The organism is Streptomyces sp. SAS_281 (assembly GCF_052542855.1).
In genome coordinates, this window is sequence record NZ_JBMNDO010000083.1 from 20,854 (window position 1) to 36,519 (window position 15,666).

General features: G+C 72.0%; 14 protein-coding genes. 10 read left to right on the forward strand and 4 right to left on the reverse strand.

From position 1 onward, the window contains the following. Window positions 1-79: 79 nt before the first annotated feature. Genes ACN6LM_RS26625 through ACN6LM_RS26645 form a run of 5 tightly spaced genes read left to right on the forward strand, consistent with a single transcriptional unit; the run spans window position 80 to window position 5,487 of the window. Window positions 80-1,354 carry an NAD(P)/FAD-dependent oxidoreductase gene (locus ACN6LM_RS26625; protein WP_445067918.1) on the forward strand — a complete coding sequence of 425 codons (1,275 nt, stop codon included), beginning with the start codon at window positions 80-82 and terminating at the stop codon, window positions 1,352-1,354. Further along, window positions 1,351-2,073, forward strand: coding sequence for a DUF1365 domain-containing protein (locus tag ACN6LM_RS26630; RefSeq protein WP_445067919.1), 723 nt, complete (start codon window positions 1,351-1,353; stop codon window positions 2,071-2,073). The genes ACN6LM_RS26625 and ACN6LM_RS26630 overlap by 4 nt, the downstream gene beginning before the upstream one ends. Next, complete coding sequence (locus ACN6LM_RS26635; protein ID WP_445067920.1) at window positions 2,070-3,353, forward strand: class I SAM-dependent methyltransferase; 1,284 nt, start codon at window positions 2,070-2,072, stop codon at window positions 3,351-3,353. The genes ACN6LM_RS26630 and ACN6LM_RS26635 overlap by 4 nt, the downstream gene beginning before the upstream one ends. Next, entirely contained in the window at window positions 3,350-4,687 is a 1,338-nt protein-coding gene (locus ACN6LM_RS26640; protein WP_445067921.1) for a class I SAM-dependent methyltransferase, read from the forward strand. The genes ACN6LM_RS26635 and ACN6LM_RS26640 overlap by 4 nt, the downstream gene beginning before the upstream one ends. Further along, complete coding sequence (locus ACN6LM_RS26645; RefSeq protein WP_445067922.1) at window positions 4,684-5,487, forward strand: DUF1295 domain-containing protein; 804 nt, start codon at window positions 4,684-4,686, stop codon at window positions 5,485-5,487. Before ACN6LM_RS26640 ends, ACN6LM_RS26645 begins: the two co-directional genes overlap by 4 nt. A gap of 39 nt (window positions 5,488-5,526) precedes the next feature. Here the strand turns inward: ACN6LM_RS26645 and ACN6LM_RS26650 are convergent, their stop codons facing one another. Both ACN6LM_RS26650 and ACN6LM_RS26655 read right to left on the reverse strand, forming a co-directional pair. Then, window positions 5,527-6,288, reverse strand: coding sequence for an anti-sigma factor (locus ACN6LM_RS26650; RefSeq protein ID WP_445067923.1), 762 nt, complete (start codon window positions 6,286-6,288; stop codon window positions 5,527-5,529). Next, complete coding sequence (locus tag ACN6LM_RS26655) at window positions 6,285-6,869, reverse strand: sigma-70 family RNA polymerase sigma factor (protein ID WP_445067924.1); 585 nt, start codon at window positions 6,867-6,869, stop codon at window positions 6,285-6,287. The genes ACN6LM_RS26650 and ACN6LM_RS26655 overlap by 4 nt, the downstream gene beginning before the upstream one ends. Window positions 6,870-7,079: 210 nt before the next feature. Here ACN6LM_RS26655 and ACN6LM_RS26660 point away from each other — a divergent pair, with 210 nt between their 5' ends. The 3 genes from ACN6LM_RS26660 (at window position 7,080) to ACN6LM_RS26670 (ending at window position 9,699) form a co-directional block, all read left to right on the forward strand. Continuing rightward, window positions 7,080-7,715 carry a PadR family transcriptional regulator gene (locus ACN6LM_RS26660; protein ID WP_445067930.1) on the forward strand — a complete coding sequence of 212 codons (636 nt, stop codon included), beginning with the start codon at window positions 7,080-7,082 and terminating at the stop codon, window positions 7,713-7,715. Between the two features lie 197 nt (window positions 7,716-7,912). Continuing rightward, window positions 7,913-8,923 carry an ABC transporter ATP-binding protein gene (locus ACN6LM_RS26665; protein WP_445067925.1) on the forward strand — a complete coding sequence of 337 codons (1,011 nt, stop codon included), beginning with the start codon at window positions 7,913-7,915 and terminating at the stop codon, window positions 8,921-8,923. Continuing rightward, window positions 8,920-9,699 carry an ABC transporter permease gene (locus ACN6LM_RS26670; protein ID WP_445067926.1) on the forward strand — a complete coding sequence of 260 codons (780 nt, stop codon included), beginning with the start codon at window positions 8,920-8,922 and terminating at the stop codon, window positions 9,697-9,699. The genes ACN6LM_RS26665 and ACN6LM_RS26670 overlap by 4 nt, the downstream gene beginning before the upstream one ends. Before the next feature lie 67 nt (window positions 9,700-9,766). Here the strand turns inward: ACN6LM_RS26670 and ACN6LM_RS26675 are convergent, their stop codons facing one another. Both ACN6LM_RS26675 and ACN6LM_RS26680 read right to left on the reverse strand, forming a co-directional pair. Next, the gene (locus ACN6LM_RS26675; protein ID WP_445067927.1) at window positions 9,767-10,609 is read right to left on the reverse strand and encodes a siderophore-interacting protein; all 843 of its coding nucleotides are present in this window, start codon (window positions 10,607-10,609) and stop codon (window positions 9,767-9,769) included. A 79-nt stretch (window positions 10,610-10,688) separates the two neighbouring features. After that, complete coding sequence (locus ACN6LM_RS26680; protein WP_445067931.1) at window positions 10,689-11,597, reverse strand: 5'-3' exonuclease; 909 nt, start codon at window positions 11,595-11,597, stop codon at window positions 10,689-10,691. 320 nt (window positions 11,598-11,917) lie between these two features. On the opposite strand from ACN6LM_RS26680, the gene ACN6LM_RS26685 reads away from it, so the two are divergent. Beyond that, window positions 11,918-12,982 carry a quaternary amine ABC transporter ATP-binding protein gene (locus ACN6LM_RS26685; protein WP_445067928.1) on the forward strand — a complete coding sequence of 355 codons (1,065 nt, stop codon included), beginning with the start codon at window positions 11,918-11,920 and terminating at the stop codon, window positions 12,980-12,982. Further along, a complete protein-coding gene (locus ACN6LM_RS26690; protein WP_445067929.1) occupies window positions 12,975-15,608 on the forward strand; it encodes an ABC transporter permease/substrate binding protein in 2,634 nt (877 codons plus the stop codon). Before ACN6LM_RS26685 ends, ACN6LM_RS26690 begins: the two co-directional genes overlap by 8 nt. The last annotated feature ends 58 nt before the right edge of the window (window positions 15,609-15,666 follow it).

Consider the following 15,666-nt stretch of genomic DNA (forward strand, 5'->3'; position numbering starts at 1 on the left):
GCAACGAATCACTTTCAAAGAGGCACCCGCCGCCCTCCGTACCCGGGGCAGGCGTCGGGGCCGGTCCGGAAGGAGCGCAATGAGCGACAGGCGGCGACGCACGGCCGTCGTGGGCAGCGGGGTGGCGGGACTCACGGCCGCCCACATCCTGCGAAGGGCCCATGACGTGACGCTGTTCGAGGCGGACGACCGGGTGGGCGGCCACGCGCACACCCACGACCTGCCCGGGGCCGACGGCCGCGTCCACCACGTCGACTCCGGCTTCATCGTGCACAACCGGCGCACCTACCCGCACCTGCTGCGGCTCTTCGCCGAACTCGGCGTGCCCACGCAGGAGTCGGAGATGAGCATGTCCGTCCGGTGCGAGGGATGCGGCCTGGAGTACGCGGGGGCCCGCGGCCCGGCCGGCCTCCTCGCCCGCCCGGCGTCCTTCCGCGACCCCGCCTATCCGCGGATGCTCGCCGCCGTGCCCCGCTTCCACCGGCTGGCCCGGCGGCTGCTGCGGGACGGCGGACCGGACGCAGACACGCTGACCCTGGGGGAGTTCGCCGCACGCGGCCGCTTCTCGCCGTACTTCACCGCGCACTTCCTGACGCCCGTGGTCGCGGCGGTCTGGTCCTGCGATCCGGTGACCGCGATGCGCTACCCGGCCCGCTACCTCTTCCGCTTCCTCGACCACCACGGCATGCTCGCGATCGGCGGCTCCCCGGCCTGGCGGACCGTCACCGGAGGCTCCCGCGCCTATGTCGAGCGTGTGACCAAGCAACTGGACGCCGTCCGCACCGCCACCCCGGTCCGCAGCGTCCGCCGGCACGCCGACGGCGTCGAGATCACCACCGAGGACGGCACCGCCGAACCCTTCGACCACGTCGTCGTCGCCACCCACCCCGACCAGGCCCTCCGCCTCCTCGCCGACCCCACCGACGACGAGACCCGCGCCCTGGGCGCCTTCCGCTACTCCCGCAACGCCACCCTGCTGCACACCGACACCCGGCTGCTGCCCGGTGCGCCCGGCGCCCGCGCCTCCTGGAACTACCTGATGCCCGACTGCGCCGCCGACGCCTCCCACGTCACCGTCAGCTACGACATGAACCGGCTCCAGCGCCTCGACGCCCCGGAGACCTTCGTCGTCACGCTGAACGGCGCCGACCGTGTCGCCCCCGGCCTCGTCCGCGCCCGCATGGTCTACGAACACCCCGTCTACACCCCGGAGTCCGTGGCCGCCCAGGCCCGGCTGCCCACCCTGTCCGGGCCGGTCACCGCCTACGCGGGCGCCTACCACGGCTGGGGGTTCCACGAGGACGGCTGCCGCTCGGGCGCCGAGGCCGCGGCGGCCCTGGGGGTGGACTGGTGAACGCCCTCTACCCGTGCACGATCACCCACATACGGACCGCGCCCACCCGGTACGCCTTCCACCACCGCACCTACCTGTGGCTGACGGACCCCGACGGGCCCCCGCCGCTGCCGCGCGGCCTGCGCTTCCTCGCCCGCTTCGACGCCCGCGACCACTTCGGCGGCACCGCCCCCACCATCCGCGCCGGCCTCGCCCGCTTCCTGGCCGCCCGGGGCATCGACCTCGCCGACGGCACCGTCCTCATGCTGAGCCAGGCCAGGGTCCTCGGCCACGTCTTCAACCCGCTGACCGTCTACTGGTGCCGACGCGCCGACGGCACCCCGCTGTGCACGGTCGCCGAGGTGCACAACACGTACGGCGAACGCCATTGCTACCTGCTGCGCCCCGACGACCGGGGGCGGTCGGTGACCAGCAAGGAGTTCTACGTATCGCCGTTCTTCGGCACCGACGGCGAGTACTGGATGCGGCTGCCGGAACCGGGCCCGGAGCTGCGGCTCACGGTCCGTCTGGAGCGTGCCGGCACCCGCCCGTTCACCGCCACCGTCCGGGGTGAGCGGCGCCCGACGACCGCCCGCGTCCTGCTCGGGCTCGCCCTGCGCCACCCCTGGTCCACGGCCGTCGTCTCGGCCGCCATCCGGCTGCACGGCATCCGGCTCTACCTGCGCGGGCTGCCCGTCCGGCCCCGCCCCCACCACCGCGCCCAGGAAGGCATGCGATGAGCGCCTCCACGTTCCGTACCCCGTCCGTGCCCGCCCCCGCCACGGACGCGGGCATCGACCCGGCGCGCTGGCCGGACGTCGTGGCCCTGCCCCGTGCCTCCCGGCTGCGGACGGCCGTCGCCGAGCGGGTCGTCCGCAGCGCCTTGGCCCGGCTGCCGCTGCGCGTCCGCCTCGCCGGGCGGGAGGACATCGGACTCGGCGGGCCCCTGATGGACGTCCGCGACCCCGACGCCTTCTTCCGCAGGATCGGCGCGAGCGGCCTCATCGGCTTCGGCGAGTCCTACATGGCCCGCGAATGGGACGCGCCCGACCCCGTCGGCGTGCTGACCGTCCTGGCCGGGCACGTCGCCACCCTCATCCCGCAGCCCCTGCAACGGCTGCGCGGAGTGTGGGCCCGCCGCAGGCCCGAGGCCCAGACCGGGACCCGCGACGGCGCCCGGGCCAACATCAGCCACCACTACGACCTGTCCAACGAGCTGTTCGCGCTGTTCCTCGACGAGACCCTCAGCTACTCCTCGGCGCTCTTCCGCGGCTTCCCCGCCGAACCCGCCCTGCTCCCCGCCGCCCAGCACCGCAAGATCGACCGGCTGCTCGACCTCGCCGCCGTCGGCCCCGGCACCCGGCTCCTGGAGATCGGCACCGGCTGGGGCGAACTCGCCCTGCGCGCCGCGGACCGCGGCGCCCACGTCGTCTCCGTCACCCTCTCCCGGGAGCAGCGCGAGCTGGCCCTGCGGCGGATCGCCGCGGCCGGCCACGCGGACCGGGCCGACGTCCGGCTGTGCGACTACCGGGAGATCGAGGGGACGTACGACGCGATCGTCAGCGTCGAGATGATCGAGGCGGTCGGCGCGGAGTTCTGGCCCGCCTTCTTCCGCACCCTGGACCGGCTGCTCGCCCCCGGCGGCCGGATCGCCCTCCAGGCCATCACCATGCCCGACGACCGCATGCGGGCCGGCCGGTCCACCTTCACCTGGATCCACAAGTACATCTTCCCGGGCGGTCAACTCCCGTCCACCGAAGCCATCGACCGGGTCACCGCCGACCACACCGGGCTGCGCGTGGAGCGCTCCGACGGCTTCGGCACGCACTACGCCGAGACGCTCCGGCTCTGGCGCGAACGGTTCACCGCCGAAGCCGGGCAGGTCGACGCGCTCGGCTTCGACGACACCTTCCGCCGCATGTGGACCTTCTACCTCGCCTACTCCGAAGCGGGCTTCCGCTCCGGCTACCTCGATGTGCGGCAACTGCTGCTGACCCGTCAGGAACAGGAAACGGCATGACACTCACCGACAAGCGCCCCGCCCACGGGGCCGCCCAGCGCGTCGAACCCCTCGTCGAGCAGTTCCTCGGCGGACGGCTCCCGGTCCGGGTGCGCATGTGGGACGGCAGCGAGACCGGCGCCGCCGACGGACCCCTGATCCACGTCCGGACCCGCCGCGCCCTGCGCCGCCTCCTGTGGGAGCCGGGCGAACTCGGCCTCGCGGAGGCGTACATCACCGGCGACATCGACATCGAGGGCGACCTCGCCGACGGCCTGCGCGCCGTGCACCGCGCCGTGCGCGAGCGCGGACTCGCCGCACCCCGCCCCCGCCTCGCCGACCGGCTGCGCGCCGCCGGCACCGCCGTGCGCCTCGGCGCGGCCGGGCCCCGGCCGCCCGTGCCCGCGGCCCGCGCCACCGGGCTCGACGGCGCCCTGCACAGCAGGACCCGCGACCGGGCCGCGATCAGCCACCACTACGACCTCTCCAACGCCTTCTACGCCCTCCTCCTCGACGAGACGATGGCGTACTCCTGCGGCTACTGGACCAGCGATGAACCCGGCTACGGCCCCGCCGACGCGCAGCGCGACAAGCTGGAGCTGATCTGCGGGAAGCTGGGGCTGCGCCCCGGTGCGCGACTGCTGGACATCGGCTGCGGCTGGGGCTCGCTGACGCTGTACGCGGCCCAGCGGCACGGCGTCCGGGTCACCGCGGTCACCCTCGCCTCCGAGCAGGCCGCGTACGTGCGCGGGCAGGTGGCCGAACGCGGACTGGCGGACCTGGTCGAGGTGCGCTGCTGCGACTACCGCGACATCGCGGCGGCCCCGGACCACGAGGGCGGCTACGACGCGGTGTCCACCATCGAGATGGGCGAGCACGTCGGGGACGCCCAGTACCCGGCCTTCGCGGCGACCCTGCACGGCATGGTCCGCCCGCGCGGCCGGGTGCTCGTCCAGCAGATGTCGCGCGGGCGGGACGCGCCGGGCGGCGGGGCGTTCATCGAGGCGTACATCGCGCCCGACATGCACATGCGCCCGCTCGGCGAGACGGTCGGGCTGCTGGAGGGCGCCGGTCTTGAGGTGCGCGACGTCCACGGGCTGCGCGAGCACTACGTCCGGACCGTCGACGCCTGGCGCCGGACCCTGGAGGAGAACGAGGCGCGGTTCACGGACCTGGTCGGCGAGGAGACCGTACGGGTGTGGCGGCTGTACCTGGCCGGCGGCGCCCTCGCCTTCGCGGAGCGGCGGATGGGCGTGGACCAGATCCTCGCCGTACGGCCCGCCGGTGACGGGGAGTCGGGGATGCCGGACACCCGCGACGGGCTGCGCGCGGGCCCGGCCGGGGGCGCGTCATGAGCGGCTTCGCCTGGGAGGCGTTCGCACGGGGCCTCGCGCCCTGCGCGGGCGCCGCCCTGCTCGTCCTGCTCGTCGCGTTCTCGGTCGGGGTGCGCCGGGGCATGCACCGGGGCGTGGACGTCGCCTGGGGCCTGGGCTTCGCCGCCGTCGCCCCGGTCTCGTACGGACTGTCGGCGGGGGAGGGGGACGCCACGCGCCGCCTGCTCGTCACGGTGCTCACCGCGCTCTGGGGGCTGCGCCTGGGGTGGCACATCGCCCGGCGCGGCCGGGGCCACGGCGAGGACCCGCGCTACGAGAAGATGCTCGCCAAGGCGCCCGGCAACCCGGAGCTGTACGCCCTGCGGAAGGTCTATCTGCTCCAGGGCGCCCTGGTCTGGCTGATCTCGCTCCCCGTGCAGGCGGCCGGATACCTCACCGGGCCGGTGAACGCCCTGGCCTGGGCCGGGGCCGCGCTCTGGGCGGTCGGGATGTTCTTCGAGGCGGTCGGCGACCACCAGCTGGCCCGGTTCAAGGCCGATCCCGGCAACCGGGGGAAGATCATGGACCGGGGGCTGTGGTCCTGGACCCGGCACCCCAACTACTTCGGGGACTTCTGCGTCTGGTGGGGCCTGTTCCTGATCGTCTGCCAGGCCCCGGCGGCCGCCGCGGCGACGCTGGTGGCGCCCGCCCTGATGACGTATCTGCTCATCGGCGGCAGCGGCAAGGCGCTCCTGGAACGGCACATGGCCGACCGCCCCGGCTTCGCCGCGTACGCCGCCCGCACCAGCGGCTTCTTCCCGCGCCCGCCGCGCCGGGGCTGAACCGTGTGCCCGGGGGACCGCTCCCGGGCACACGCCGCCTCACGCCGGCAGCTTCATCAGCGCCAGCGGGTCCGAGGTGGGCCGCGCCGAGCCGCCCGCCGGTTCCACGGTGATGCCCATGCCCGTCGCCCCGTCCACGGGACCGTCGAGCAGGGTCGTGTACGTCGTCGAGGACGGGCCCGAGGCCCGCATCAGGCCCGCCGAGCGCATCGTGCCGCCGTCGTCGAACCACAGCTGGTACACCTTGCCGCTCGGTGCGTCGGCCAGCCCGGTCGCCAGGAACACCGCCCGGTCCTCGCTCCGGGAGACCACCACCGTGCCCTGCGCGCCGTCCTCCAGCGTGCCGGACGAGGTCTTGGCGTCGGGGGCGGCCAGTACCCGGGCCACCTGATCGGCCTGGCGGCGGGTGGCGTCCGCCTGCTGCCGGGCGTCCTGCGCCTCCTGGTGCTGCCACACGGCGATCCCGCCGAGGCCCACCGCTCCGGCCAGGCAGGCGGCGAGCGCGAACCGGGACCATCTCGCGGCCCCGGACCGCCGGTCCGACGTACGTTCGCGGCGGGGGACGGCCGGAGGCTCCTGGCGTACGGTCGTGATCTCCCGCAGCACCCGCTCCCGCAGTTCCCGGGGGGCCGGCGCGGCGGCGGCCAGGCCGAGCCGCGTCGCGGTCTCGGAGAACTCGCGCACCTCGACGGAGCACGCCTCGCAGTCGCCGAGGTGCCGTTCGAAGTCGCGGCGTTCCGTGTCCGGCAGGGCGTGCAGGGCGTAGGCGCCCGTCAGCGTGTGGAGTCCGGCGTCGGTCATGAGGTCACCCCGAGGCAGTCGCGCATCCGGATCAGCCCGTCGCGCAGTCGAGTCTTGATCGTGCCGAGCGGCACCGCGAGCAGTTCGGCCACCTCCCGATAGGTCAGCCCCCGGTAGTACGCCAGCGTGACGGACTCCCGCTGGAGTTCGGAGAGCGTCCGCATGCAGCGGCGCACCTGCTCGCGCTCCAGCCGGGTCTCGACCTGTTCGGTGACCTCGTCGAAGGCGGGCGTGCGGTCGAGGAGCGCGGCCTTGTGCTCGCGGGCGGCCGACGCCTGGGCGGAGCGGACCCGGTCGACGGCGCGGCGGTGGGCCAGGGTCAGCACCCAGTTCATGGCGCTGCCCCGGGCCGCCTGGAAGCGGGACGCGGTGCGCCACACCTCCACCAGGACCTCCTGGGCGACCTCCTCCGACTGGGCGGGATCGCGCAGCACTCCGCGTACGAGGCCGAGCACCGGCCCGCTCACCGTGTCGTAGACCTGGGCGAAGGCGTCCTGGTCGCCCCGGGCGACCCTTCCCATCAGCTCCTGGAGATCCGGCCCCGCCGAGGCCGTTCCGCTGATGTACACGGCTTCTTTCACGCGGAGGTCCCTTCGGTGGTCATCGCTCTCCGGAAGTGATTCGGAGCCGGTGCCCGTGCGGATTGGCCGGAAGCGGCAGATCTTGTCACGACCTGACGGCCGCGCGGACCCTTCGGAATTCGCGATACATCGTGGTTGACGCGCTTTCGGGAATCGAGATATGTTCGCTCACGAGTATTCGGTGGCAAAGTGAGGGAGGGGGCGGGCGCGGTGGCCAAGCGGCGCAAGCTCAGCAATCCGCTGGCGCTCACGGTGATGGTGCTGCTCGCCGAGCGGTCCATGCATCCGTACGAGATCGCCCAGACCCTCCGCAGGCGCGGCAAGCAGCACAGCGTCAAGATCAACTTCGGCTCGCTGTACACCGTCGTCCAGAACCTGGAGAAGCACGGGTACGTCGAGGTGGCGGGCGTGCAGCGGCAGGGCAACCGCCCGGAGCGCACGCTGTACGGCCTCACCGAGGCCGGGCGCGACGAGATGCTGCACTGGCTGTCCGACCTGATCGCGGTGCCGGCCGAGGAGTACCCGGTCTTCGACACGGCACTGGCCCTGCTCCCCGCACTGCCCCCGGAGGAGGTGGCGGAACTCCTCGCGGACCGGGAACAGGCGCAGACCGTGCAGGCCGCGGCGCTGCGCGGGGTGCTCGCCCAGCTCGGGGACTCGGTGCCCCGCGTCTTCGTCGTGGAGACGGAGTACCAGCTCCACATGCTGGAGGCGCAGCTGGAGTGGATCCGTACCTTCCGCAAGGAGCTCGGTGAGGCCACCATCAGCGGCATCGGGGAGTGGAGGTCGTTCCACGAGACCGGCGAGGTCCCGCAGGACTGGCAAGACCTCGAAGACCGGGAGTAGGCAAGAAGGAAAAGACCCCGGTGGGGGCCGTTGCAGCGGTCCGCGCCGGGGTCTCGAACCCCCAAAGCCGGACCACCGTGGGGCGGCCCGGGCGATCGAGGTGCGGCACACCAAGGATAGCCCGGCACTCCTCACACGGTCCGGCCCGACGGCGTCCGGAGCACCGGACGCCCGGCCGAACACAGGAGAGCTCCGTCATGAGCACCCGTGCGCCCGCTGTCGAGGCGCGTCGACTCGTCAAGACCTATCCGGGAGGGGTCACCGCACTGCGCGGCATGGACCTCACCGTCACCGCCGGCACCGTCTTCGGGCTCCTCGGCCCCAACGGCGCCGGGAAGTCCACCACCGTCAAGATCCTCACCACCCTCGCCCGCCCCGACTCCGGGACCGCTTCCGTCGCCGGGCACGACGTCCTCGCCCACCCGGACCGGGTGCGCCGCGCGATCGGTGTGGTCGCCCAGAAGTCCGGCGCCGACCCGGTCGCCACCGGCCGCGAGAACCTGCTCCTGCAGGGCCGGCTGTACGGGATGCGGGGGGCCGCCGTGCAGCGCCGGGCCGATGAGCTGCTGGAGCGGTTCACTCTCGCGGACGCCGGGAAGCGCCTGGTCAAGGGGTACTCCGGCGGCATGCTGCGCCGCCTGGACGTGGCGCTCGGGCTGATGCACCGCCCGGAGGTGCTGTTCCTGGACGAGCCGACGACCGGTCTCGACCCGGAGGCCCGTACGGCGATGTGGGACGAGATATCCCGGCTGGCCGGCGACGAGGGCCTGACCATCGTCCTCACGACGCACTACCTGGAGGAGGCGGACCGGCTCGCGGAACGCATCGCGATAGTCGACCGCGGCCGGATCGTGGTCGAGGGCACCCCCGACGAGCTCAAGGGCGAACTGCGCGGCGACGCCGTCCACGTCGAGCTGCGCGCGGACGCCGGTCCCGAGGCCGTCACCGCGCTCACCGGGCTGCCCGGCGTGCACGAGGCGGTGGCCGAGGGGCGCCGGGTCAGCGTCCGGGCCGAGGACGGCGCTGCCGCCGTACCCGTGCTGCTGGCCGCCCTGGAGCGGGCCGGGGCCACCGTCGCGGCGGCCACCGTCGCCCGCCCCTCGCTGGACGACGTCTATCTGCGGTACGCCGGCCGCCGCTTCCAGGACGCGGAGGCCGAGGGCGCGGCGACCGCCCCCGAGCCCGCCCTCGCGGGGGGTGCCCGATGAGCGGTCAGGTCCTCGCACACACCTGGTTCATGACGCAGCGGCAGCTGATGTCGATCCTCCGGCAGCCCGTCTTCCTGGCGATGGCCCTGATCCAGCCGGTGATCTGGCTCTTCCTCTTCGGCAACCTGTTCCGGAAGGTGGTCGAGCTCGGCGGCTTCGGCACCACCTCCTACCTGGACTACCTCGTCCCCGGCATCGTGGTGATGAGCGCGCTGGGGTCGAGCATGTGGGCCGGCATGGGCACCCTGGAGGAGATCGAGCGCGGCACGCTCAACCGCTTCCTGACCACGCCGGTCAGCCGGAACGCCCTGATGAACGCCAACGTCGTGCAGAACGGCATCGCCAACACCGCCCAGTCCGTGGTCATCCTGCTGCTCGGATGGGCGGCCGGGGCCGGCTACCCGGGCGGGGCGGCCGGTCTGCTGATCCTGATCGTCGCCTCGGTGCTGCTCGGCACGGTCTTCGGGGCGCTCTCGAACGCCGTGGGCATGATCGTGCGGGAGCGGGAGTCGATCATCGGCATCAACACCTTCCTGCTGATGCCGCTCACCTTCCTGTCCACGTCCTTCATGGCCCCGATCCAGATGCCCGGCTGGATGCGGGACATCGCCGCCTTCAATCCGGCCAACTGGGCCATGGTGGCCGGACGTTCCGCGCTCGGCGCCGATCCCGACTGGCAGCTGGTCGCCACTCGCTGCGGGGGGCTGCTGCTGCTCGCCGCGGCCGCCGTGGCGCTGTCGACCCGTACGTTCCGCTCGTACCAGAAGTCCGTCTGAGGGACCGACGGGCGATACGGGTGTGCCCCGGTCCACCGGACCGGGGCACACCCGCGCGTACGACAGGTCAGGCCGCGCTCTCCTGCTCGCGCTCCACCTGTTCGTTCCACTGGCGCTTGACGGAGCGCCAGGACTCGTCGTCGTGGCCGAGCCGCCAGTAGCCGGAGATCGACAGCTGGGAGGCCGGGATACCGCGCTCCAGCCGCAGGTGGCGGCGGATGTCCTTCACGAAGCCCGCCTCGCCGTGGACGAACGCCTGGACCCGGCCGGCCGGGAACTCCAGCTTCCGCACCGCCTCGGTGAGCGCCTCGCCGACCGGACGGCCCGCCCGGTGCAGCCAGGTGATCTCGACGCCGTCCGGCGTGGCGGTCTTCTGCTCCTCCGCCGCGTCCGCCACCTCGACGTACGCGTGCACCACGGCACCCGCCGGCATCCGCTCCAGCGCGGCGGCGACGGCAGGCAGCGCGCTCTCGTCGCCCGCCAGCAGGTGCCAGTCCGCCGAGGCGTCGGGGGCGTACCCCCCGCCGGGGCCCAGGAACGTCACCTGGTCGCCCGGCTGCGCGCCCGCCGCCCAGGGCCCGGCGAGGCCCTCGTCGCCGTGCACCACGAAGTCGATCGCCAGCTCCCGGGCCGCCGGGTCCCAGGAACGCACCGTGTAGGTACGGGTGGTGGGCCACAGCTCGCGGGGGTACTCCTCGCGGATGCGGGCCACGTCGAAGGGGTGGGCGTAGTCCGCGCCCTCGGGGGCGAAGCACAGCTTGACGTAATGGTCGGTGAAGCCCGCGAGCGCGAAGTCGGCGAGACCGTCGCCGCCGAGCACCACCCGGATCATGTGCGGGGTGATCTGCTCGGTGCGCAGGACCTGCGCTCCCTGGGCCTTCGGTGCCCGCCGCTCCGGTCGTTCTGCCACGAGGTCTGCTCCCTGCTGCCGGAATTGGAGACCGTCGACCGATGCCGAGATCGCCCTTAGGGTCACCTAACCTAACACCTCAGGGTCGCAGAGCGGAGTGGAGGCGCTGGAGGGCCCCGCCCAGCCCCCACCGGGCCGCGAGCGCGTCGAGGGCGGCCGGATCGCGGGGCGCGGCGGGCAGCGCCGGGTCGAAGTCCGGGAGCGGTGCGTCACCGGCGACCCGCACCACCTTCGGCGCGACGGCCACATAGGCGCGGGCCTCGTCCAGCCGCTTGCGCTGCGAGGGCGTCAGCTTCGCCGCCGGATCGTCCACCGCCGCCATGATCCCGGCGAGGTCGCCGAAGGCGTCCAGCAGCTTCGCCGCCGTCTTCTCGCCGATGCCGGGCACCCCCGGCAGCCCGTCGCTCGGGTCGCCGCGCAGCAGCGCCAGGTCCACGTACCCGGGGCCGTCCACCCCGTACTTCTCGCGCAGCCACGCCTCGTCCGTCACCTGGAGCGTGCCGACCCCCTTCAGCGGGTAGAGCACCCGCACCCCGCGGGCGTCGTCCACCAGCTGGTACAGGTCCCGGTCGCCGGTGACGATGTCGACCGGGCCGGCCGCCCGCCCGGTCAGCGTGCCGATGACGTCGTCCGCCTCGTACCCCTCGGCGCCGACCCGGGCGATGCCCAGCGCGTCCAGCACATCCGCGATGACCGGAACCTGCGGGGCCAGCGTGTCCGGGGTCTCCTCCTCGTCGGGCACGCCCGCCGCGGTCTCGACCGCCACCCGGTGCGCCTTGTACGTGGGGATGAGGTCGACCCGCCACTGCGGCCGCCAGTCCGCGTCCCAGCAGGCGACGAGGTCGTCCGGCCGGTGGTCCTGCACGAGGCGGCCGATGAAGTCCAGCAGTCCGCGCACGGCGTTGACCGGGGTGCCGTCCGGCGCGCGCACCGAGTCGGGCACGCCGAAGTAGGCGCGGAAGTAGAGGGAAGCGGTGTCGAGGAGCATCAGGCGTCGCGTCACACGCCGATGATGCCGCACGGCACCGACAGGGGTTGCCGCGGACGCGGTTCCCGGAAAACCAGTCCGGTTCATGTGATCCAGGTCACTCTTGTGTTTGCTCCGAGTAAGCGGGGGCAGGCGCGCCATCGGAGCGGACCACGTCGCATTTTCAACTACTGCACGTGCCATGCGGACAGAATCCGTGCCGCTCCACGGTCTGCCGACGGGGGTGGCAGACCGTTCTCGGTTCAACGCGTGAGGTGTATGTGTCCAGGCTGCAAGCCGAGCACTTGTACAAAGTGTTCGGCAGACGACCCGATCAAGCCGTGCAGAAGCTGCGGAGCGGCACCGGCCGTGACGCGCTGCGCGCCGACGGAACCACCGCAGCGGTGATCGACGCATCGTTCACCGTCGAACCGGGCCAGATTTTCGTCGTGATGGGTCTGTCCGGCTCGGGCAAGTCCACGCTGCTGCGGATGCTCAACGGCCTGCTGGAGCCCACCTCCGGCCAGGTGCTCTTCGACGGCCAGGACCTGACCGCCCTGAGCCCCGCCGAGCTCCGCCACGTCCGCTCCACCAAGATCAGCATGGTGTTCCAGCACTTCGCGCTCTTCCCCCACCGGAGCGTCCTGGAGAACGCCGCGTACGGCCTGGAGGTGCAGGGCGTGCCGCGCGCCGAGCGCCACCGCCGCGCCACCGAGGCCCTGGAGCTGACCGGCCTGGCCGGCTGGGAGAAGTCCTGGCCCGACGAGCTGTCCGGCGGCATGCAGCAGCGTGTGGGCCTCGCCCGCGCGCTCGCCACCGACGCCGACCTGCTCCTGATGGACGAGTCCTTCAGCGCGCTCGACCCGCTGATCCGCCGCGACATGCAGGACCAGCTCCTGGAGCTCCAGAAGCGGCTGAAGAAGACCATCGTCTTCATCACCCACGACCTCAACGAGGCCATGCGCCTCGGCGACCGCATCGCGGTGATGCGCGACGGCGAGATAGTCCAGCTCGGCACCGCCGAGGACATCCTCGTCACCCCGGCCAACGACTACGTCGCCTCCTTCACCCAGGACGTGGACCGTGCCCGGGTGCTGACCGCCGGCGCGATCATGGCCGAGACGGACACCGTCCTGGGCACGCTCTGCGACCAGGGCAAGGAGATCCGGACCACCGACGACGTACTGCGGTCCACCCCGGCCACGGTCACGGAGTCCACGCCGATCATCGAGCTGTTCACGCCCTGCTCGCAGAGCCGGGTCGCGGTCGCCGTGACCGACGACAAGGGCAAGCTCCTCGGCGTCGTGCCCCGCGAGCGGCTGCTCGCCGTGCTCGGCGAGCCGATGACCCCCGCCCAGGCTCCGCAGGACGCCGCCACCTCGCTGAAGAAGGTGGCCGGTGTTTAGGCTCCATCTCGGCGACTGGGTCGACTCCGCGGTCGACTGGCTCCAGAACCACCTCTCCTGGCTCTTCGACTTCATCAGCTCCGTCGTGAGCGGCATGTTCGACGGCATCGCCGCCGTGCTCTCCGCTCCCGCGCCCCTGCTCTTCGCGGGCATCGTCGCCGTCATCGCCTGGTGGCTGCGCGGCCTGCTCGCCGGGATCCTGGCATTCGTCGGCTTCGCCCTCATCGACTCGGTCGAGTTGTGGGACGAGGCGATGGACACGCTCACGCTGGTGCTCGTCGCGACGATCGTGACGCTGGTCATGGCCGTGCCGCTCGGCATCTGGGCCTCCCGCTCCAAGACGGTGAGCGCGGTGACCCGGCCGGTCCTGGACTTCATGCAGACCATGCCCGCCATGGTCTACCTGATCCCCGGCGTGATCTTCTTCGGTGTCGGTGTCGTTCCCGGCATCATCGCCACCATCATCTTCGCGCTGCCCCCGGGCGTCCGGATGACCGAACTCGGCATCCGCCAGGTCGACGGCGAGCTGGTCGAGGCGGCCGAGGCGTTCGGGACGACGTCCCGCAACACCCTGCTGCGGGTCCAGCTCCCGCTGGCCCTGCCCACGATCATGGCGGGCATCAACCAGGTCATCATGCTGGGCCTGTCCATGGTGGTCATCGCCGGCATGGTCGGCGGCGGCGGCCTCGGTGGCTCCGTCTACCGGGCCATCGGCAACGTCGACGTCGGCCTGGGCTTCGAGGCCGGTGTCTCCATCGTCATCCTGGCCATGTACCTGGACCGGATGACCAGCGCCCTGGGCCGTGAGGTCTCCCCGCTCGCGCGCCGCGCGCTCGCCAAGGCGCAGTCGGTGGCCGGCGGTCTGAAGATCTGGCACCACCGCCCGCAGCCCGTCGTCGCCGTCGCGGGCGTCGTCGCCCTCGCGCTCGTCGCCGGCGGCATGGGCATCTTCGGCTCTTCCGACGACGAGGCCGTCGCGGCCTCCGACACGAAGAACATCGGCGCCGGCAAGAAGATCAGCATGGGGTACATCCCCTGGGACGAGGGCATCGCCTCCACCTTCCTGTGGAAGGAGCTGCTGGAGCGCCGCGGCTTCGAGGTCGACGTCAAGCAGTACGAGGCCGGCGCGCTGTACACCGGCATGGCGGGCGGCCAGATCGACTTCGAGACCGACTCCTGGCTGCCGGTCACCCACGCCTCGTACTGGAAGAAGTACAAGGACCGCCTGGAGGACATGGGCTCCTGGTACGGCCCCACCTCGCTGGAGCTGGCCGTCCCCTCGTACGTCAAGGACGTGAAGTCCCTGACCGACCTCAAGGGCAAGGCGTCCGACTTCAAGGACCGCATCGTCGGCATCGAGCCGAGCGCCGGTGAGATGGGCCTGCTCAAGGACAAGATCCTGCCGGGCTACGGCCTGGACAAGGAGTACAAGGTCGTCGACGGCTCCACGCCGTCCATGCTGGCCGAGCTGAAGCGCGCGTACGCCAAGAAGGAACCGATCGTCGTCCCGCTCTGGTCGCCGCACTGGGCGTACAACCAGTTCGAGCTGACCAAGCTCAAGGACCCCAAGAACCTCTGGGGCAAGGGCGACGGCATCCACACGCTGACCCGCAAGGGCTTCACCGCCGACAACCCCGAGGTCGGCGCATGGCTCAAGGACTTCAAGATGAGCGAGGACCAGCTCACCAGCCTTGAGGCCCAGATCCAGAAGAGCGGCTCCGGCAAGGAGCAGGAGGCCGTCCGCACCTGGCTGAAGGCGAACCCGGACGTCGCCGACAAGTGGACCCCGGTGAAGAAGTCCGCCCCGGCCAAGGGCGCGAACGGCAAGGACGAGCGCGACCGCCCGGTCGAGATGGCGTGGTTCCCCTGGGAGGAGGACATCGCCGCCACGTACCTGTGGAAGGCCGTCCTGGAGGACCGGGGCTACAAGATCAACCTCAAGCAGTTCGAGGTCGGTCCGATGTACACCGCGATGTCGCGCGGCCAGATCGACGTGCAGTTCGACGGATGGCTCCCGTTCACCCAGAAGAACTACTGGGACAAGTACGGCTCCAAGCTGACGGACATCGGCTCCTGGTACGGCCCGACCTCCATCGAGGTCGCGGTGCCCGACTACGTCAAGGACGTGAAGTCCCTTGCCGACCTCAAGGGCAAGAGCTCGGAGTTCAAGGGCCGCGTCATCGGCATCGAGCCCGGCACCGCCACGATGGAGAACCTGAAGAAGAACGTGCTCCCGGCCTACGGCCTGGACGACGAGTACGAGGTGGTCGACTCCTCGACGCCCGGCATGCTCGCCGAGCTGAAGCGCGCGTACGCCAAGAAGGAGCCCATCGCCGTCCTGCTGTGGACCCCCCACTGGGCGTACAGCGAGTACGGGATGACCAAGCTCCAGGACCCGAAGAAGGCGTTCGGCGAGGGCGACCGGCTGCACACCATCGCCTCCAAGGAGTTCCCGGAGAACTACCCGCGGCTGACGAAGTGGTTCAAGGACTTCAAGCTGAGCGAGAAGCAGCTCGCCGGCCTGGAGAACCAGATCCAGAAGCTCGGTACAGGGCACGAAGAGGAAGCCGTGAGGGCCTGGATGAAGAAGAACCCGGGCATCGCGGACAAGATGGCACCCCAGTAGGTGCCGTCACCGGCCCCCACCAGGGCCGCAACCCGGAAGGGGTGGGTCGCGCCGACGG